This window comes from Nocardia amamiensis (assembly GCF_015477605.1).
Taxonomy (GTDB): Bacteria; Actinomycetota; Actinomycetes; order Mycobacteriales; family Mycobacteriaceae; genus Nocardia; species Nocardia amamiensis_A.
This window is the reverse complement of sequence record NZ_JADLQX010000006.1, coordinates 178,028-196,262: the sequence shown is the minus strand read 5'-3', so window position 1 is coordinate 196,262 and position 18,235 is coordinate 178,028. Positions and strand designations below refer to the sequence as shown.

Annotated in this window: 17 protein-coding genes; 11 read left to right on the top strand and 6 right to left on the bottom strand. The window is 68.4% G+C overall.

Annotation, left to right across the window (positions count from 1 at the left end):
- Positions 1 to 2 precede the first annotated feature (2 nt).
- On the bottom strand, positions 3 to 866 hold the full coding sequence (locus tag IU459_RS10405) for an LLM class flavin-dependent oxidoreductase (protein ID WP_195129273.1): 864 nt from the start codon (positions 864 to 866) through the stop codon (positions 3 to 5).
- Between the two features lie 195 nt (positions 867 to 1,061).
- On the opposite strand from IU459_RS10405, the gene IU459_RS10400 reads away from it, so the two are divergent.
- Positions 1,062 to 1,922, top strand: a complete 861-nt coding sequence (locus tag IU459_RS10400) for an SDR family oxidoreductase (RefSeq protein WP_195129272.1) — start codon at positions 1,062 to 1,064, stop codon at positions 1,920 to 1,922.
- A 30-nt stretch (positions 1,923 to 1,952) separates the two neighbouring features.
- Here IU459_RS10400 and IU459_RS10395 read toward each other — a convergent pair whose 3' ends face one another.
- Entirely contained in the window at positions 1,953 to 2,210 is a 258-nt protein-coding gene (locus IU459_RS10395; RefSeq protein ID WP_195129428.1) for a hypothetical protein, read from the bottom strand.
- On the opposite strand from IU459_RS10395, the gene IU459_RS10390 reads away from it, so the two are divergent.
- Together IU459_RS10390 and IU459_RS10385 are read left to right on the top strand one after the other, a co-directional pair.
- Positions 2,142 to 2,459, top strand: a complete 318-nt coding sequence (locus IU459_RS10390; protein WP_440446480.1) for a sigma-70 family RNA polymerase sigma factor — start codon at positions 2,142 to 2,144, stop codon at positions 2,457 to 2,459. The genes IU459_RS10395 and IU459_RS10390 overlap by 69 nt on opposite strands.
- A 104-nt stretch (positions 2,460 to 2,563) precedes the next feature.
- A complete protein-coding gene (locus IU459_RS10385; protein ID WP_195129271.1) occupies positions 2,564 to 3,400 on the top strand; it encodes a hypothetical protein in 837 nt (278 codons plus the stop codon).
- Between the two features lie 300 nt (positions 3,401 to 3,700).
- Here IU459_RS10385 and IU459_RS10380 read toward each other — a convergent pair whose 3' ends face one another.
- On the bottom strand, positions 3,701 to 5,038 hold the full coding sequence (locus tag IU459_RS10380) for a carboxylesterase family protein (RefSeq protein ID WP_195129270.1): 1,338 nt from the start codon (positions 5,036 to 5,038) through the stop codon (positions 3,701 to 3,703).
- Positions 5,039 to 5,131: 93 nt separating this feature from the next.
- On the opposite strand from IU459_RS10380, the gene IU459_RS10375 reads away from it, so the two are divergent.
- The 4 genes from IU459_RS10375 to IU459_RS10360 all read left to right on the top strand — a co-directional run bounded on the left by IU459_RS10375 (position 5,132) and on the right by IU459_RS10360 (position 7,793).
- Complete coding sequence (locus IU459_RS10375) at positions 5,132 to 5,707, top strand: TetR-like C-terminal domain-containing protein (RefSeq protein WP_195129269.1); 576 nt, start codon at positions 5,132 to 5,134, stop codon at positions 5,705 to 5,707.
- A gap of 215 nt (positions 5,708 to 5,922) precedes the next feature.
- Positions 5,923 to 6,156, top strand: coding sequence for a hypothetical protein (locus IU459_RS10370; protein ID WP_195129268.1), 234 nt, complete (start codon positions 5,923 to 5,925; stop codon positions 6,154 to 6,156).
- Between the two features lie 294 nt (positions 6,157 to 6,450).
- Entirely contained in the window at positions 6,451 to 7,230 is a 780-nt protein-coding gene (locus tag IU459_RS10365; RefSeq protein WP_324198820.1) for a DsbA family protein, read from the top strand.
- Positions 7,227 to 7,793 carry a vitamin K epoxide reductase family protein gene (locus IU459_RS10360; protein WP_195129266.1) on the top strand — a complete coding sequence of 189 codons (567 nt, stop codon included), beginning with the start codon at positions 7,227 to 7,229 and terminating at the stop codon, positions 7,791 to 7,793. Before IU459_RS10365 ends, IU459_RS10360 begins: the two co-directional genes overlap by 4 nt.
- Before the next feature lie 9 nt (positions 7,794 to 7,802).
- Here the strand turns inward: IU459_RS10360 and IU459_RS10355 are convergent, their stop codons facing one another.
- Positions 7,803 to 8,921, bottom strand: coding sequence for a S1C family serine protease (locus IU459_RS10355; protein WP_195129265.1), 1,119 nt, complete (start codon positions 8,919 to 8,921; stop codon positions 7,803 to 7,805).
- A 159-nt stretch (positions 8,922 to 9,080) separates the two neighbouring features.
- Here IU459_RS10355 and IU459_RS10350 point away from each other — a divergent pair, with 159 nt between their 5' ends.
- From IU459_RS10350 to IU459_RS10335, 4 genes are all read left to right on the top strand, one after another.
- Positions 9,081 to 10,133 carry an NAD(P)-dependent alcohol dehydrogenase gene (locus IU459_RS10350; protein WP_195129264.1) on the top strand — a complete coding sequence of 351 codons (1,053 nt, stop codon included), beginning with the start codon at positions 9,081 to 9,083 and terminating at the stop codon, positions 10,131 to 10,133.
- A gap of 72 nt (positions 10,134 to 10,205) precedes the next feature.
- Entirely contained in the window at positions 10,206 to 11,405 is a 1,200-nt protein-coding gene (locus tag IU459_RS10345) for an AI-2E family transporter (protein WP_324198819.1), read from the top strand.
- Between the two features lie 89 nt (positions 11,406 to 11,494).
- The gene (locus IU459_RS10340; RefSeq protein ID WP_195129263.1) at positions 11,495 to 12,829 is read left to right on the top strand and encodes a tetratricopeptide repeat protein; all 1,335 of its coding nucleotides are present in this window, start codon (positions 11,495 to 11,497) and stop codon (positions 12,827 to 12,829) included.
- Between the two features lie 342 nt (positions 12,830 to 13,171).
- A complete protein-coding gene (locus tag IU459_RS10335; protein ID WP_195129262.1) occupies positions 13,172 to 14,353 on the top strand; it encodes an NAD(P)/FAD-dependent oxidoreductase in 1,182 nt (393 codons plus the stop codon).
- Between the two features lie 26 nt (positions 14,354 to 14,379).
- Here the strand turns inward: IU459_RS10335 and metE are convergent, their stop codons facing one another.
- Positions 14,380 to 16,695 (bottom strand): 5-methyltetrahydropteroyltriglutamate--homocysteine S-methyltransferase, encoded by a 2,316-nt coding sequence (gene metE, locus IU459_RS10330; RefSeq protein WP_195129261.1) that lies wholly within the window; start codon positions 16,693 to 16,695, stop codon positions 14,380 to 14,382.
- Positions 16,696 to 17,178: 483 nt separating this feature from the next.
- Entirely contained in the window at positions 17,179 to 18,051 is an 873-nt protein-coding gene (locus IU459_RS10325; protein WP_195129260.1) for a 3-hydroxybutyryl-CoA dehydrogenase, read from the bottom strand.
- Between the last annotated feature and the right edge of the window lie 184 nt (positions 18,052 to 18,235).

The window sequence follows — 18,235 nt, the reverse complement described above, 5'->3', positions numbered from 1 at the left end:
GCTCAGGAGACCAGTGGCCGTACCTCCTCGGCCACGAAGCGCAGGAACGCGGCGGTGTCCGGATCGTCGGCGGTGGTCTGCAAGACGACGGTGTCCGCACCTGCCTCGGCCAATCGGACAACGGCTTCGGCGACAGCGTGCGCGTCACCTGCGACGCCCGCACCGGGCGCGTGAGCAGGAGTGCGTTCGGCTGCGAGGCGGCCCGCGGCGTCGGGGCCGGTGACCGCGAGCAGATTCGCCACGATGTGGTGGCGGTCGGTCCGGCCCGCGGCGGCGCGCCCCTCATCGATCAGCTTGCGGGCAACGCGGACGCCGTCGGCGTCGGTGATCGAATCCAGCAGTGTGCCGTCGGCGTGCTCGCCGCACAGCCGGATCGAGCGCGGACCGCGCGCGCCCGCGTAGACCTTCGGCGGCGCCGCGGGCGGCCAGTCCAGTGCCACATCGTCGAGGTGCACGTAGCGGCCGGATGTGGTGACCCGCTCACCGGCCAGCAGCGCACGCAGCGCGCCCAAATGCTCGCTGAGCAGCGTCACCGGCGACTCGACGCGCGCGCCGACCTGCTCCATCCAGGTCTGCACACCATGCCCGATACCGAGGATCAGCCGGTCGGGGAACAGCCGGTAGAGCGTCGCGGCCTCCATGGCGGTGAGCGCGACGTTGCGCAACGGCACCGGCAGCAGCCCGATGCCGACCCGCACCCGGTCGGTCCACGCGAGCGCCGCCGCGGCAGTGGCGATTCCGCTCTCCAGGAAGCAGTCCTCCCACAGCCACAGCTCCTCCAGCCCCGTCGCCTCGGCGACCCGAACCGCCTCGCGGAGCGACTCGGGCGGATTTTGCGGACGGAACACAGCACCGAGAACAGTCACCCGACATTCCTACCCGCCACAACGGGCCGGCGCAGGCATATTCGTCTGCTGGTGCCGGTGTCAATCCCCTGGACATAAACGATTTTTGAGATTTTTCGGTGCTGCGGTCCGTGACCACGGGCGGATAGGCTCGGGCAACGAGTTGCCGAGCCACGCCAAGGTGGTATCGCGGCGGCCAGGACTAGGAGTGGGAACATGGCATCGACAGAGCCGATCGGGCCGCTAGCGGGCCGTACCGCGATCATCACCGGGGCCAGCCGTGGGATCGGCCGGGCGATCGCGATCAGATTCGCGGCGGAGGGCGCGAACGTCGCGATGATCGCCCGAACCCAGGAGCCGCACCCCAAACTGCCCGGCACGATCCACACCGCGGCCGCTGAAGCGGAAGCCGCAGGCGGCGACGTGCTGCCCCTGGTAGCGGATGTGCGCGACGACAAGGCGCTGGCCGATGCGGTCGATCAGATCGTCGAGCGGTTCGGCGGCATCGACATCCTGGTCAACAACGCCGGATCGGTCGATCTCACCGGCGCCGAGCAGATCGGCATGCGCCGCTACGACCACATGCAGGCCGTCAACCTCCGCGCCCCGTTCCTGCTGTCCAAGCTGGCGCTCCCGCATCTGCGCGCCTCGGCTCGGGGCGGGCGCAACCCACACATCCTCACGCTCTCCCCACCGCTCAACATGAACCCCGACCACATCGGCAACGGCGTCGCTTACACCATCTCCAAATATGGCGTCAGCCTTGCTTCCATCGGCTTGGCGCATGAGTTCCGCCCGTTTGGTATCGCAGTGAACTCGCTGTGGCCCCGGACGAAGATCGACACCGCGGCGGTACGCAATCTGCTCGGCGGCGCGGAAGCCGTCGCGGCGTCCCGGACCGCCCACATCTGCGCCGATGCCGCTCTGTTGGTGGTGACCAGCCCCGCTGCGACCTACACCGGTCAACTGCTCTTGGATGAGGATGTCCTCGCTTCCCATGGTGTCACCGACCTGGACCGTTACCGCGTCGTACCGGGCACCGGCACGCTCGCCAACGATCTCTTCGTCGACGCGTAGACCGCTAGAAAATCGTGCTTCACCGGCGCCTCATGCCGGTGCCTGCAGAACCAGCTGATCCCAGGGCCGGGGAGGGTATTTGAAGATTGATGCGCGCATCAGGTGCGTCACGAACTCCTCGCGGTACGGGTCCCACAGCACCACGTGCTGGTTGGTCACTTCGTCGTCGGTCGGAGTGCTGCGATACATCTCCATGAAGGCTGGCTCTACCTGGCAAGCTTGCACGATCTCATCGATCTGACGCTGAGGCACAGCTCCGGGCGCAAGGGTTCCGAACGCTGCCGCCATCAGCCGGGCGCGCAGCGTGATGCGATAGCGGAGGTCGAGATGTCGATGGTGATCGATCGCGCTCTGTTCTCGCTGCCGCCGGAGCAGCGCACCGCGTTGGTCGCGGTGGACGTGGAAGGGTATAGCGTGGCCGAGGCGGCCGCGCTGCTGGGTGTGGCGGAAGGAACAATCAAAAGCCGGTGCGCGCGGGCGCGACAGCGGTTGCAACAGCGGCTGGAATTTCTACGTGATCCGGGGAACCGCAGCTGACCCGGCTGCGTCATTAACAGTGACGAGCCACGACACGATGTAGAGGCAGTCTCCCACCAGGGTTGGGTGAAGGGATGGGCTGTGCTGACGGAGGCGGAGGTGTGATGGCGACCGGGGGTTCGCGGCCTGTGTTCACGGCCGAGTTGCTCGCCGACCTGCACGCCGACAACCTCACCCCGGATCAGCGTGCGCAACTGTGGCCGGAGGTGGCCCGCGATCCGGAAGCTTTGAATTTTCTGCGGTCGCTGGATGCGGTCAGCGCCGAGCTGCGAAACCTGGGCCGGGACGAGCGCGTCATCCACGCCATGCCCGCCGATGTCACCGACCGGCTCAAACAGTTCCTCGAGGAATTGGATCCACCCGGAAAAGATGCCACGATCCCTCCCCTGGCCACCGCGCAGGACGACACGCCCAATCGCTCGGCCACCGCACCGCCTTCCTCGTCGCCATCCGAGTCGATCGGCGAATCCGAAAGTCAGCCAACCGTTTCGGAAGCGCGGGCCCAACTGGTCACACTCGCCGAGCATCGCCACCGCCGCGGTCGGGTGCGCTGGCCGGCAGCGGCAGTGATCCTCGCCGTCACCGCCGTCGGCGGGATTGCCTCGGTGCTGCGTGGTGGCGACGATGCCGCACCCGCTGCCCAGCCCACCACCGCTACCGACCAGCTCGGTGGGGAACTCACCGCCACCGCCGCGCTCTCCGCCCTCGGCCGCCACACCGTCACCGGCTCCCTCGCCAACCCGGCCGCCCTGGACCGCTGCGTGCAAGCCAACGGACTCGACCGCACCGTCCTCGGCTCCACCGACATCACTTTCCGCGGCCAGAACGCCGTCCTCATCCTGCTCACCGGTCCGCGTCCACCCACCATCACCGCCCTGGTCGTCGGGACCAGTTGCGGCGCAGTAGGTCCGCAACGCCGGGCAGTGCAGGACATCGGCTGACACCCCGCGAAATCGCCCACCAGCACCCAGTGGACGCAAGCTCCGGGTTGGCCGCATGAAGGTGCGTCGACGTGGCGCAAACGATTACCGGGCGCGGGTGACCCTCCGGCCGCGCGCTCGGCGGTAGCTACCCGCCATGTTCGACTCCCGCGGCTTCGGTGTCGGGGTCGCGTTACATGGCTGTCGAAGGCGGCCGCGGTCCGCCGCGCGTCCGAGAAATCGTCCCAACGCCGGGGTAGTCCAGGGCTGGGCGTCGTGCCAGTTTCTTCAGTGCGTTCCTGGACGCCCGGCCCGGTCAGCTCACGGCAGGGCATGGGGGAAACGGGACCCGTGCCGATGTGGCGTCCAACTAGTATCACCAACCCCTCCCGTGTTCACGAATTCGCGCCAGCAACAGCGGATCTGGACGCCGAGCGCGTCGATCTCCTCGGGTGCGAGTGGCGCGAGCATTGGGGCGGCGGCCCAAGCCGAGCCGCTTCCATACAGCAGCGGCAGGTCAATGCAGTGGCAGGCGCCGTACGGGTTGGCCGGGTGCAGCTGGCCCATGCGGTAGCAGTAGACGGTCGCGCCGGCGTCGGACAGCTCGTCGGCGAAGCGGAAGAGGCCTTGCTCGAAGGCCTTTCGCCCGATCAGTCGCTCCATCGCGCGGGTGGTCCGGTTGCCGAGCAACGGCAGTCGCCGGACTTTGCCGAACACCGGATGCGGGCCGCCGTAGAACGCCCGCGCCTCCTCGGCCGTACAGCCGACCACCACCCGCAGGCCGACGGCCGCGTCGCGCACCGCCTGTCGCCAGGTGCGCTCGTCAGGCAGCGGATCCGCGTCAGCTACCGGCAGGAAGGGCGGTGCCGAGTTCAACCCGCCCGGTCCGGCCATTCGCCGGACGGTACGGCCCTGGGCGGCAAGGAGTTCGGGGACCGGAGCGGTGAACGGGTCGGCGTCGAGTTCGGCGAGGAACATCGCCCCCACCCGTTCGGCGCGCTGGTGGCTCTGGAATCCGATGCCGAACGGTGCGCTCTGCACGATGGCCTGAGCGAACAGCGGTCTCGCTTCCGCGATGCCCAGCAGCGCGACCACCGACTGCGCGCCCGCCGACTGCCCCGAGACGGTGATGCGCTCCGGATCGCCGCCGAACTCGGCGATGTGTTCACGCACCCACCGCAGAGCCGCGACCTGGTCACGCAAACCGAGATTGCCCGCTGAAACGCCGGGCGCTCGCAGGTATCCGAGTGCGCCGAGCCGATAGCTCACCGACACCACGACGATGCGGGTCTCGCGCACGAGCTGGTCGGCGTCGTACAGATTCCACTGTCCACTGCCCGCGAGATACGCGCCGCCGTGCAACCACACCAGTACCGGACAGCTGCCGGGTTCGACGCCCTCCGGAGTCGTGACGGTCAACGCCAAGCAATCCTCGGATTGATCCAGCGGATCCGGCCGCCCCATCACGGGTTCGAGCCGCCCCGGCAGCTGCGGCGCAATGGCGTACCGCCGGGTCGCGTCGTACACCCCGTCGTGTGGTGCGACCGGCTCCGGCGCACCGAATCGCTCTGCCCGCGCATAGGGGATCCCGCGAAACACCGCTACCCCGCTGAGGGCTTCGCCCCGCCAGCGCCCTGAGGGCGCGACCACGTTGTCCATGCCACTCTCGCCTTCTATCGCAAGTCGACTTGCGATAGAACCACGCTAGGCACCGGAGGCGCACAACGCAAGACGACTTGCGATAATTGCGGCATGGGCCAACCTTCGGCACAGATCCGCGGAGCCCGGCTGCGGAAGGCCGTGATCGACGCGACGCTCGCCCGCATCGAGTCGGTCGGCATCGGCAACGTGCGCGTCGCCGACGTCGCCGCGGACGCGGGCGTGCACGAGACCTCGATCTACCGGCGCTGGAAAACCCTGCCCAGGCTGCTCCTGGACGCGCTGCTGTCCCGGATGGCCGAGGAGATTCCCCTGCCGGACACCGGGTCGCTGCGCGGCGATCTGGAGCGATTCATGACCGACCTCATCCGGTTCGCGGAGACGCCGTCGGGCGTGGCCCTGATCCGCGGCACGGTGATCGGCGACGCCGACCCGGACGTCGACGCCACGCGGCGGGAGTTCTGGATGCGGCGGTTGTCGGTATCGGAGGAGATCATCCGGCGTGGCATCGCCCGCGGTGAGATCGCGTCGACGGCGGATCCCCGGCTGACCATGCTCACCCTGGCTGGTGTGGTCCACCTGCACGTCACCCAACTCGGCAACGCGCTGCCTCCCGGACTGGCTTGCGACACAGTCGATCTCGTCTTGAGCGGAATCACACCGCGCTGAACGCAGTGCCGCCGGGCCAGCCCGGGAACGCCATGCCAGCGGTTGCGATGTGCACGTCGTAGCGGGGCGCTGGTTACGGTGTCCGATCGGCGCGTTCTACACGGCCCCACCAGAATTGGTGGCACAGCAACAGGGTTGGTGGCACAGCCTGCGGGTAACTTCCTGCTCGATCGATATCCCCTTCGTCGATCGAGAAATATGAAAGGTACTTGGGAATGAAACGCTTTGGGATGATTGCCGTCACCATCGGCGCAGCGCTGTTGGCTACCGGGCTCGGCACGGCTACCGCGTCCGCGGGACCGATTCCGCTCGAGCAGCCGACCGAGACCGCCGACACACAGTCACCAGCCCAGCCGGTCGTCGGCGCGCTGGAATCGCTGAGCTCCTCCGCGGGGCGCACCTTCGGCTGCATCATCAATCCGCACGCCACCCCCTGCTGGATGCGCTGAGCGGCTTCGCGGGAGCGCTGGCCGGAACGCCGCCGTCGACGCCACGCACCGCAAGTTCTGGCTATTGTCGGCGTTCAGACGCTGCCCCGACCCTGGCGCGCGAAGCCATGGAAATAATCCGGGACGGAATCGCACCACGCTGAACGCGGCGCCGCACGGACCGTATTTCGGAATCTCTCAGGTAAGCCGACCATGATGGCGGCTGTAGCCCGGCCACCGGCAGACATGGCCGGCGCAACTACGATCGTGGCGGCAGGAACCGTCCGGCGAAGCGAAAGGCGTGGTGAGCGCACGGTGAGCAAAAACCAGGGTGGGAAGTCGAACCCGCTGCTGGCGGCGGAACGCGCCGACCGCAACCGCAAGATCCTGATCCAGGTGGGTGTCGCGGCCGTGCTGATCGGTCTGATCGCGGCCATCGGCATCGGCATCGCGGTCAAGCAGGCCCGCAAGAACGATCCCGGCCCCACCCCGTCCATCGCCGCGACCGGGAACCTGAACTCCGGCGGCGTTCCCGGCTCGATCACCGACAACGGCTCCGTCCGGCTCGGTAAGCCGGACGCGAAGGTCACCGTGCGCGTCGTGGCGGACCTGCAGTGCCCCGCGTGCAAAGCCTTCGAGGCGGCCAACGGAAAGGTTCTGGAAGACGCGGTGAACAACGGCACCGCGGTCGTCGAGTACAACATCATCGCGTTCTTGGACAAGGCGTCCACCACGCGGTACTCGACCCGCGCGGCGAACGCCTCCTACTGCGTCGCCCAGGCCGACCCGACGAAGTACCAGGGCTGGCTGAAGGCGATGTTCGCCCAGCAGCCGCCGGAGGGCGGCGCGGGTCTCACCGACGACCAGCTGATCCAGATCGCCAAGAGCGCGGGCTACACCGACGACGCGGTCGCCCAGTGCATCAGCGGCCACACCTACGACAAGTACATTCAGGCCCGCACCAAGGACGTGCTGGAAAGCGGCATCCAGTCGACCCCGTCGGTCTTCGTCAACGGCAAGCAGATCCAGACCGCCCAGGAGCTCATGGCCCCCGGCGGCCTCGCTCCCGTGATCAGCGCCGCCGCGGCCCAGTGATCACCGCGGGGCCGCGGGCAGCGTGGATCCTGCTACTCGGCGGGCTCACCGGCTGGTTGGCGGCGGTGGCGTTGCTCGTCGAACGGATCAAACTGTTCACCGACCCCGGCTACACCCCCACGTGCAGCATCAACCCGATCCTGTCCTGCGGGTCGGTGATGGTGACAGATCAGGCCAGGGTGTTCGGGTTCCCGAACCCGCTGATCGGAGTCGTCGGATTCTCCGTCGTGGTCACCCTCGGCGTGCTGTCGGTGGCCGGAGTGGGTTTCCCGCGCTGGATCTGGGGCGGACTGTGGCTCGGCACCGTGTTCGGCGTCGGCTTCGTCTGCTGGCTGATCTTCGAGAGCCTCTACCGGATCAACGCGCTGTGCCCGTACTGCATGGTGGTCTGGGCGATCATCACGCCGCTGCTCGCGGTGAGCATCGACCAGTTGTGGGGTCGCTCCGGCGGCCCGCTGGGTGTGCTCGCCGAGTGGCGCTGGACCCTGGTCGCGGTGTTCTTCGCGGTGGTGCTGCTGCTGGTGTTCCTGCGTTTCCAGGACTACTGGCTGTCGCTGGTCTGACCGGCCGGATCAGTTCGGTGGACCCGCGGTCAGCACCACCGGAACCGTGCGCTCCCCGCCCGCGCCGATGACGCCCAATCGGACGGTGTCGTTCGGTTTGCGGGTATTCAGCGCGGCCCGGAGGGAAAGCACGCTGGTGACGGCGCGATCGTCGACCGAGGTGATCACGTCGCCCGGCCTCAGCCCCGCGGCGTGCGCGGGCATGCCGTAGATCGCCACGTCCACCCGGGCGCCCGTGCCGGTGGGCAGCGCGTTGGAGATGAGCACACCGAGGGTGGCCGTCGGGCCGATGTGCACCGTATCGGTCGGGGTCCCGGATCGAATCTGCTGGACCACCCGCATCGCCGCGTCGATCGGCACCGCATAACCGTTGGGTGCGCGCTCCTGGGCATTTTCCGGGTCCCCCGACGCCGCGGCGATGACCCCGACCACGGACGCGTTCCGATCGACCAGTGCCCCGCCGGACTGTCCCGAGGTGACCTCCGCCGCGACCTCCAGCATGCCGCTGAGCGCTTTGCGCGACAGATCGGCGACGTTGACCGCCACGATCTCGCTGTCCAGGTCGGTGAGCGGGCCGTGCACCGCGGTCGGCGGGCCGCCGGTCCCGCCCGCGTTGCCGATCGCCAGGACCTCGTCGCGCAGCCGCAACCCGGCCGAGCTGCCGATGGTGGCGGTCGTCAACGCGGCCGCGGGAAGGTCGAGCAGCGCGATGTCGGCGCCGGAGTCGTAGCCGAGCACCACGGCGTCGTAGACGTTCCCGCTGCCGACGTCGGTGACGGTCACCGTGTCCGCGCCCTTGACCACGTGGTGGCTGGTGAGCACCTCACCGTCGGCGGTCAGAACGATGCCGGAACCCGCCGCGCCGGGGCCGGCCAGCTTGGTGGACGCACTGATATTGACCAGCGCCGGTTGCACGGCCGCCGTGACGAACGCGGGATCCAACGGCTCGGAGAGGGCAGGCGAGACGGAGGCCGCGGTCCCGGCCGGGCCGGGCACGTTCCGGCTGGGCAGTTCGCCGCGATAACCGAGAAACGCGGCCATGGTGAGCACGAAGGTGATCACCATGACGAGCACGCGCCCGCCCCCCTGCGCTCGCCGCGCGATGATCTGCTGCCGTCCTTCGTCCATGGCTCTCCCGCCTCGGCCGAATCGCTGCCCGTTTCCATTGTCACCGCAGATCACCGGCGAAGATCACCGAACCGGAGATCCGGCCGAAGAATGGTTGTGACCAGGTTGTTTACATGTCATGGTTGGCAACCGCACCCATGCGGCGGTAGGCATGTATCCATGAGTACCGCTGCCGCCTACGCCCTGTCCGCCCCCGATGGCTCGTTCGAGAAGATCACGATCGAGCGCAGAATCCTGGGGCCGCACGACGTGCTGATCGACATCAAGTACGCGGGAATCTGCCATTCGGACATCCACACCGCGCGGGACGAGTGGGGCGGCACCCGGTACCCGTGCGTGCCCGGGCACGAGATCGCGGGCGTGGTCGCCGCGGTCGGATCCGCGGTGACGAAGCATCGGGTCGGCGACCGCGTCGGCGTCGGGTGCATGGTCGACTCCTGCGGAGTCTGCGCGCCATGCCTCGCCGACGAGGAGCAGTACTGCACCGCAGGCACGACGATGACCTACAACACCCCCGTCGATCCGGCGGTGCAGCCGGGCGGGCACACCCTCGGCGGTTACGCGACGCAGGTCGTCGTCACCGAGAACTTCGTGGTCCAGATCCCGGAGGGGATCGGGCTGGACGTCGCCGCACCGCTGTTGTGCGCGGGCGTCACGCTGTACTCGCCGCTGCGGCACTGGGACGCCGGGCCGGGCAAGAAGGTCGCGATCATCGGCATGGGCGGGCTCGGGCACGTCGGCGTGAAGATCGCCGCCGCGCTGGGCGCCGAGGTCACCGTGCTCAGTCACTCGCTGAGCAAGCAGGACGACGGCAAGCTCTTCGGGGCGAGCGGCTACTACGCGACCAGCGACAAGCAGACCTTCCGCGACCTACGCGGCCGGTTCGACCTCATTCTCAACACGGTCTCGGCGGATCTTCCGCTGGACGACTATCTGCGGCTGCTCAACCTCGACGGCACCCTGGTGATCCTCGGCCTCCCCGAGAATCCGTTGCGCGTCAAGCCGTTCACCCTCGCCGGATACCGGCGCTCGCTGGCGGGCTCGATGATCGGCGGCATCGCGCAGACCCAGGAGATGCTGAACTTCTGCGCCGAGCACGGTATCGGCGCCGAGATCGAGCTGATCTCCGCCGACGAGATCGACGGCGCCTACGACCGGGTGGTGGCCAGCGACGTGCGGTATCGGTTCGTCATCGACGTCGCCACTATGTGACCCACCTCGCCTGACCCGCGTGGCCACGCGTTCCGGGCGATGAACGGGTCGCCGCGTGGGTACGTTGGCTTTGTGCCTGTGGAGGACAAGGACGAGACCACACAAGCCGCCGAACCCGAGGACGGCGCCACGCGCATGCCGCAGTGGTTGCCGCGCGCGTTCCTGCTCGCCGCGGCGACTATCGCGGGACTGTTCGCGGCGGGCTGGGTGCTCCAGCGCTTGCAGGGCCTGCTGACAATTCTGCTCGTCTCGCTGTTCCTCGCGTTCGCCATCGAGCCCGCGGTGAACTGGCTGGCCGGGCGCGGGATGCGCCGCGGTCTCGCGACCGGGCTGGTGTTCCTCGCCCTGATGGCACTGGTCGTCGCCTTCCTGTGGACGCTCGGCGCGCTGCTGGTGGAGCAGGTCACCACCTTGGTGAAGAACGCGCCCGAGTACGCCGACGGGGTGGTGGACTGGATCAACCGCACGTTCAAGACCGAGCTGTCCAGCACCGACATCCAGAAGTACGCCACCGAGTGGAGTTCGACCCTGGAGGGTTACCTCACCGGATTGGCGGGCGATGTGTGGGGCATCGGCGCCGCCGCGATCGGCGCGGTCTTCCAGGGTCTCGGCATCCTGTTGTTCACTTACTACCTCGCCGCGGAAGGCCCGCGCCTCCGCAATGCCGTCTGCTCGTTGCTACCGCCGCGGCACCAACGACATGTGTTGCGTGCCTGGGGCATCGCTGTGGACAAGACCGGCGGCTACATCTACTCGCGCGCCCTGCTCGCGCTCATCTCGACGCTCGCGCATTACGTGATGCTGCGGGTGCTGGACATGCCGTCGGCATTCGCCTTGGCGCTCTGGGTGGGTGTGGTCTCGCAGTTCATCCCCACCGTCGGCACCTATCTCGCGGGTGCGCTTCCGGTGATCGTCGCGCTGGTGCAAGGCCCGAGCACCGCGCTGTGGGTCCTCGGCTTCATCGTGCTCTACCAGCAGTTCGAGAACTACGTGCTGCACCCGCGCATCACCGCGAGCACGTTGGACATGCACGCGGCCGTCGCGTTCGGCGCGGTGCTGGCGGGCGCGGCGCTGCTCGGCCCGACCGGCGCGCTGCTCGCCATTCCGGTGACCGCGACGGTGCAGGCGTTCTCCAGCGCGTATATCCGCCGCTACGACGTCGAGACCGCCGAGGAGACCGACGCGCGGCGGCGGCCGCCGAAGCGGCGCCGAACGTGGGCCAGGCAGTTGACCCTTCGCCTGGCGCGCGGTAACCCGCCGGCCGCTGAGTAAGAACCGGTTCTTCCCATAAGTGGCCAGACACTCGCCAGCCGATGTAGAACTCTTCGAAAACGATCCGCACCACAAGGTGCCGAGGCTGGATGGGAACAATGCTGAAGCGGCCGCCGGACCTGGCCTTCGACCTCGGCAAGATGCACTTGCGGCGCAACGACCTGGCGGCCGCGCGCGAGGCATTCCAAACCGCCGTCGCTTCCGGGCACCCGGAATGGGCTCCGCTTGCCGCCGCCGAGCTGGGCGACCTGCTCAGCGCGCTGGGCGACAAACCGTCCGCGGAGGGCGCTTATCACGTGGCGGTCGATTCCGGCCACACGGACGCGGCGCCGCGGGCCGCGTACCACTTCGGCCTGCTGCTGGCCGAGCGAGGCGATGCCGCCGCGGCCGAGGCGATGTATCAGCGCGCGGCCGAATCCGGGCACCCCGACGCGGCGCCGCGCGCATGGATCAATCTCGGCTATTCGCGGGCCAAGCGCGGCGATTCGGACGCGGCGCGCACGGCCTACGAGCACGCGATCGCTTCCGGTCCGGGCGAGATCGCCCGGCTCGCCTTGTCCAACCTCGCCTACCTGTTGCGCACCGAAGACGATCTGGACGGCCTGAAAGCCGCTTACCGTCCCGTCATCGAAGACTGGCCTGCCGAGCAGGCGCTGGTTGCCGCGGGCGACCTGGTTCAGCACCTGAGCGACGCCGGGGACTTGACCGGAGCCAGGGAGGCCGCCCGCTTCCTCGCTGAATCGGATGATCCGGCCGTCGCTGCGCGGGCCAGTTTCGACATCGGGGTGTTCAGCAGCAGGCTCGGCGACGCGGAGACCGCGCTGGCGGCCTTCCAGCGCGCACTCGATTCGACGGACGCCGAAGCACGCACACGAGCGGCGGACGCGCTCGCGCCGGTCTACCACGAGCGGGCGGCGACCGTGCTGCTGGAGACCGACTGGGCGGGACTCGGCCATGCCCATGGCTCCGCCGCCGATGCTCCCGCCATCCTCGCCGACCTGATCGGCGACGACGCCGATGACCGGTCACGCAGCATCGACTTCCTGTATTCCGCAGTGCTGCACGAGGATTCGATCTATTCCGTCACAGCGCCCGCGATCTCGATCGTGCTCGGCGCCCTGCTGCACGAGCGCACCGACGTGAGCTACGCCCGCGCCTGGCTCAGCGAGCCACAGCCGCTGCGCCTCGAGTTGTTGAACTGGCTGCACGAGGTGATCGCCACCGCCGCATGGCAATCGACCGCCGACGCTGACGACGCGCTCACCCCGGCCGACCGCGCCGCCGCGGCGGCCTGCGTGGCGCTGTTCCCCGACATTCGCTTGGCCGCCGCGGCCGCGCTGGCCATGACGGACACCGACTCCGTCGCCGATGCCGCCACCGAGGTGCTCGCGACGCTCAGCTCACTGTCCGCGGTCAGCGGGTGATCGCGAGGCCCGGCTCGGCCACGGTGATGCGACGGCGACGGGACGGGACCATCGAGGTCGGATGCGAAATGCTCCAGGCCGCGCCCTTGCAGATCATCTCCTCGAGTCGCGCGGCCGCTTTGCCGGTGCGAGTGGAGGGGCTTGGGCTGATCGTCGGTGTCGGCCGGGCCGAATATCCGGTCCCCGGCGAAGATCGGCTCGGGCAGCCACTGGCTGTGGCTGATCGCTGCGGGCAGCGGCCGCGAACTGTGACGCACGTCATGGTCGCGGATTGTCACGTTCTCCGGTGCTGCCCTGTCCCATAGCCGACCCCGAACGAACGAGCCCCGCAGGGAGCGAGCGATGAACACCTCCACCGCCCACGAGATCGTTGTCCTCGGCGCCGGCTACACCGGCCTGATCGCCACGGCTCGGCTGGCCCGCTACACCCGCAAGCTGAACACCCGCATCACCCTGGTGAACCCCGCACGCCGCTTCACCGAGCGGCTGCGCATGCACCAGGTCGCCGCGGGCCAGGAACTGACCGACTTCCAGATCCCGGACCTGCTGGCGGGCACCGGCGTGGAATTCCACCAAGCCACCGCCACCGCCATCGAAACCGCCGAACGCACCGTCACCCTCGACGACGGGTCGGTCCTCTCCTACGACACGCTGGTCTACGCCCTCGGCAGCGCCACCGACACGAGCATCGTCCCCGGCGCGGCGGATCACGCGTGGACCCTCAACGATCCCCGTCTGGCACACTACTTCTCGCAGCGGCTGCCCGAGATCGCCGCCGCGGGCGGCACGGTCACGGTCTGCGGTGGCGGGCTCACCGGCATCGAGGCGGCCGCCGAAATCGCCGAGGCGCATCCCGGGCTGACCGTCAACCTGGTCAGCGTGGCCGAACCCGGCTCCATGATGGGCGAGAAGGCCCGCGCCTACCTCAACCGTGTCCTCGACCGGCTGGGTGTGGCGCGCATGGTCGGCGCGAAGGTCACCAAGGTGCTGCCCGACGCCGTGCGTCTGGACACCGGCGAAGTCGTCGGCTCGGACCTGATCCTGTGGACCACCGGCGTGCGCGTGTCGCCGCTGGCCACGCAGGCCGGAATCGCCACCGACGCCAAGGGACTCGTCATCACCGACCCCACCCTGCGCTCGGTGTCGCACCCCGAGATCCACGCCATCGGCGACGCCGCCCTGGTGCGGCAGGCCTGGGGACAACTCCACGGCACCTGCCAGAGCGGCGTGGTCACCGCCGACTACACCGCCACCGTCATCGCCCGGCTGTTGCGCGGAAAGACGGTGCAGCCCTTGCGCTTCGGCTACTTCCATCAGCCGGTGAGCCTGGGCCGCGAGGACGCGGTCATCCAGTTCACCAACGCCGATGACACCCCGAACCGGTGGTACCTCAAAGGCAAAGCCGCGGTCATCTACAAGGAACAGGTCAGCAGCACCCCGCCGGTGGCCGCCAAGCTGAGCCGCTACGTGAAACTCCCGGTGCAACTGTCGGAGGGCGGCCGTGCCACCCGCAAGACCGCGTGATGATCCGGGGCGGAGCTGCGCCTAGCTCACTCGGCGGTTTCGGCGGATTCGACACGCCTGCGGATGCGGCGCGCCGCGGCGACCATGTTCCGCAGCGACGGCTCGAGCTGCCAATAGTGGCGAGTCTTCAAACCGCCGTCCGGATTAGCCCACAATCGCTGCGGCGTCACCGCTTCGGCTGCCGCGGTGAGCAATTCATCCAGCTCGTCGATGTCCGGAATGCGCGCGGACCGGCTCTCGTACACGCCGGGGCCGACGCCGTGGCTGAGCCCGTGCCCGGAGGCGCAGTCTTCCTTCAGCGCCCGCAGCACCCAATCGATGGAGCGGGTCGCCACGATCGCGGTGACGTCGGCGTCGAGTTGCTCGATCGCGTCGACCACCTCGGCGCGGCCGGAATAGCCGATGTGCGTGTGGATCTGGGTCTCGGCCTGCACACCGGAGGTGGCCAGCCGGAACGCGCCGACGGCCCAGCGCAGGTACTCCGCCCTGCCCTCCGGGCGCAGCGGCAGCATCTCCCGGATCGCGGGCTCGTCGACCTGGATGATCGAGATGCCCGCCTTCTCCAGGTCCACCACCTCGTCACGGATGGCCAGCGCCACCTGGTCGGCGGTCTCGTGCAGCGGCTGGTCCTGCCGGACGAACGAACGGGCGAGCATGGTGACCGGCCCGGTCACCATGCCCTTGACCGGCTTGTCGGTGAGCGACTGCGCGTAGCTGATCCACTCCACCGACATCGGCGCGGGCCGCGACACGTCGCCGTAGAGGATCGGCGGCCGCACGCAACGGGATCCGTACACCTGCACCCAGCCGAAATGGGTGGTCGCGAAGCCGTCGAGCAGCTCGGCGAAGTACTGGATCATGTCGTTGCGCTCGTGCTCGCCGTGCACCAGCACATCCAGCCCGATGTCCTCCTGCAGCCGGATCGTCGCCTCGATCTCGGCCTCGATCCGCTTGCGGTACTCGTCGTAGGACAACCGTCCCTGACCGAGTTCGTAGCGCGCCTGACGGATTTGCGTGGTCTGCGGGAAGGACCCGAGCGTGGTCGCGGGCACCGGCGGCAGGTTCAGCTTGCGCTGTTGCGCTTCCCGGCGCACCTCGTAGGGCTCGCGCGAGCGCATGTCCGACGTGATCGCGTACACCCGTTGCCGCACCGCGTGCTTCTGCTTGAAGTGCACCTCGGTGGGCCGCTTGCGCCACTTCTCCGACGGACCCTCGGTGAGCGCCTTGGCGAGCGAAACCACTTCGCCCACCTTCTGCTTCGCGAACGCGAGCCGGTCGGCGACATTGCCCTCGATGTCGTATTCGATGAGCAGGTCGTAGGGCACGTGCAGCAGCGTGGTCCCGGTCGAGACGACCAGGTCCGGACACACCTGGGCGAGCTCGTTGAGGTATTCCAGCGTCACGTACCGGTCGGCGCGCCACACGTTGCGGCCACTGATCACGCCCGCGTACAGGCGCTTGCGACGGATGCCGGGCACCTTCGCCAGATCCTCCGGACGCATCCGATGACTCGCCAGGTCCAGGCCGATCGCCTCGACACCGGTATCGGCCAGGATGGTCAACGCTGCACCGAAATCGCCGTACTGCCCGGTGACCAGCATGCGCGGGCGCAGCGGCGCTTTGGACAGCCGGTGATAGGCGGTCTCGAACGCGGCCAGTTCGGCGGGCGTGCGCTCGCTGGTGAACGCGGGCTCATCCAGCTGCACACACGTGGCGCCGCGCTTGGCGAGAATCTCGAAAAGCTCCTCGTAGACCGGCAGCAGCTTGTCCAGCAGGCTCAGGGTCTCGAACCCGCCGGGTTCGCCGGGGATGTGCCCGGCCTTGGACAGCAGCAGCAGCGAAACCGGGCCGAGAACGACCGGCCGCAGCTCGATGTCTTGCTGCTTGGCCCGGTCGAATTCGTCGAGCAAAGCCTCGGGATGCAACGAGAACTCGGTGTCGGCGTCCAGTTCCGGCTGGCGGTAGTGGTAGTTCGTGCCGAAAAACCGGACCAGCTCCAGGGGCGGCAGGTCCGGGCGTCCGCGCGCCATCAGGAAGTAGAAATCCAGCGGGTGCAGGTCTTCCCGGTACGGCTCGAACCGCTTGGGCACCGCGCCGAACAGCAGTGCGTTGTCCAGCACGTGGTCGTAGAAGGAGAAGGTATTGCCCGGAACCTGGGTCAGGCCGGTCGCGGCCAGCTCGTTGAACTGGGTCTCCTGGATCTCGCGCCCGACCGCCAGCAGTTCCTCGCGGTCGATTCCACCGTGCCAGTAGGACTCCAGCGCCCACTTGAGCTCGCGGTGCGGCCCGATCCTGGGATAGCCGAGAATGCTCGATCCGTAGCCGTCGGTCACGTTCACCATGAGCGGGATTCCCTTTCGATCACCTGCGCGACGCCGCCGGTACCGGCGGGTACACCCAGCGCAACGCCCTGGATATTCAGCCGAGCGCGCACACGGCCCGGCCCTTTGCAGCTTATGCCGATTGTCGTCACCGGCTCAGCAACACCGAGTTCTGCTTGGTTCTCCCCATCGAGATCCGGAACCGCTGGTCCGGCTGTGTAGCCGAACCACGGACACCGGCCGGTCGATCGGAGTCTCAGCCTCCCAACTGCGAGTTACCGCACCGCCAAGGGGGACGCTGTGTGGGCGAACGCCGATACCAGCCGTCCGGCGACCACCTTCCCAGCCCCGCCGGTGCGTGGTCTTACGAGCACCGTTCGTGGCCTGTCTCGCGGCCGAGTGTCCGATGCGCATGCGCCGCAGGCGCGAGCAGCGGACGCTCGAACGCGAGACTTCCCGGGGCCACGAACACGCAGCGCCGCAGGCACTGCAAATCGAACACAGTCAGCGGTTGTTGTACTGGTAGAAGCCCGCTCCGGTCTTCTTGCCCAGCAGCCCGGCCTCGACCATACGCATGAGCAGCGGCGGGGCCGAGTACAGCGGCTCCTTGAACTCCGCGTACATCGAGTCCGCGATGGACTTCACGGTGTCCAGGCCGACCAGGTCGGTCAGCGCCAGCGGGCCCATCGGGTGGGCGCAGCCGAGCACCATGGCCTTGTCGACGTCCTCCTTGGTGGCGAAGCCGGATTCCACCATACGGATGGCCGACAGGAGGTACGGCACCAGCAGCGCGTTGACCACGAAGCCGGAGCGGTCGGCCGAGCGCACCACCTGCTTGCCGAGCACGTCGCCGGCGAAGGCCTCGGCCCGCGTGGAGACCGACTCGCTGGTCTTGAGCGTGGTGACCAGCTCGACCAGCGGCAGCACCGGGACGGGGTTGAAGAAGTGCATGCCGACCACGCGCTCGGGGTTCGCCGTGGCGACCGCGATCTTCATGATCGGGATGGAGGAGGTGTTGGAGGCCAGCACCGCCGACGGGTCGGTGACGACCTTGTCGAGTTCGGCGAAGATGCTCGTCTTCACCTTCTCGTCCTCGAGCACCGCCTCGACCACCAGCTGGCGGTCGGCGAAGTCGCCCAGGTCGGAGGTGAAGCGCAGCCGCCATGCGGCCTGCTCGCGCTCGCGCTCGGTGATCTTGCCGCTGCTCACGCCACGATCGAGGGACCGCAGGATGCGGGCGCGGCCCGCGGCAGCTAGTTCCCGGGTCTGCTCGTACACCAGCACGTCGACGTGCGCGCGTGCACACACCTCCGCGATTCCTGCGCCCATCTGTCCGGCGCCGATGATCCCGACGCGTTGGATCTTTTCGCTGCTCACGTCCCGCTCCTGCTGGGTTGTCTGGCTCTGGGGTGGCTGGTCTGCGAAGGTGCCGCTCCGGTATGAGCGAGCGCCCTTCGATGGTCCAAGGTATAGGGATGCCCTCCCCGCCGGGGCTGTTCAGCGGGGAGGGCAGTACACCCCTACCGGAGTAGAGGATGGTCGGTATTCACGTCGGGAAACC

Bases quoted from the DNA above. Each gene is read 5' to 3' on its own strand.
- IU459_RS10400 (WP_195129272.1), top strand. From the start codon at position 1,062: ATGGCATCGACAGAGCCGATCGGGCCGCTAGCGGGCCGTACCGCGATC.
- IU459_RS10395 (WP_195129428.1), bottom strand. From the start codon at position 2,210: ATGGCGGCAGCGTTCGGAACCCTTGCGCCCGGAGCTGTGCCTCAGCGT.
- IU459_RS10385 (WP_195129271.1), top strand. From the start codon at position 2,564: ATGGCGACCGGGGGTTCGCGGCCTGTGTTCACGGCCGAGTTGCTCGCC.
- IU459_RS10380 (WP_195129270.1), bottom strand. From the start codon at position 5,038: ATGGACAACGTGGTCGCGCCCTCAGGGCGCTGGCGGGGCGAAGCCCTC.
- IU459_RS10375 (WP_195129269.1), top strand. From the start codon at position 5,132: ATGGGCCAACCTTCGGCACAGATCCGCGGAGCCCGGCTGCGGAAGGCC.
- IU459_RS10370 (WP_195129268.1), top strand. From the start codon at position 5,923: ATGAAACGCTTTGGGATGATTGCCGTCACCATCGGCGCAGCGCTGTTG.
- IU459_RS10355 (WP_195129265.1), bottom strand. From the start codon at position 8,921: ATGGACGAAGGACGGCAGCAGATCATCGCGCGGCGAGCGCAGGGGGGC.
- IU459_RS10350 (WP_195129264.1), top strand. From the start codon at position 9,081: ATGAGTACCGCTGCCGCCTACGCCCTGTCCGCCCCCGATGGCTCGTTC.
- IU459_RS10340 (WP_195129263.1), top strand. From the start codon at position 11,495: ATGGGAACAATGCTGAAGCGGCCGCCGGACCTGGCCTTCGACCTCGGC.
- IU459_RS10335 (WP_195129262.1), top strand. From the start codon at position 13,172: ATGAACACCTCCACCGCCCACGAGATCGTTGTCCTCGGCGCCGGCTAC.
- metE (WP_195129261.1), bottom strand. From the start codon at position 16,695: ATGGTGAACGTGACCGACGGCTACGGATCGAGCATTCTCGGCTATCCC.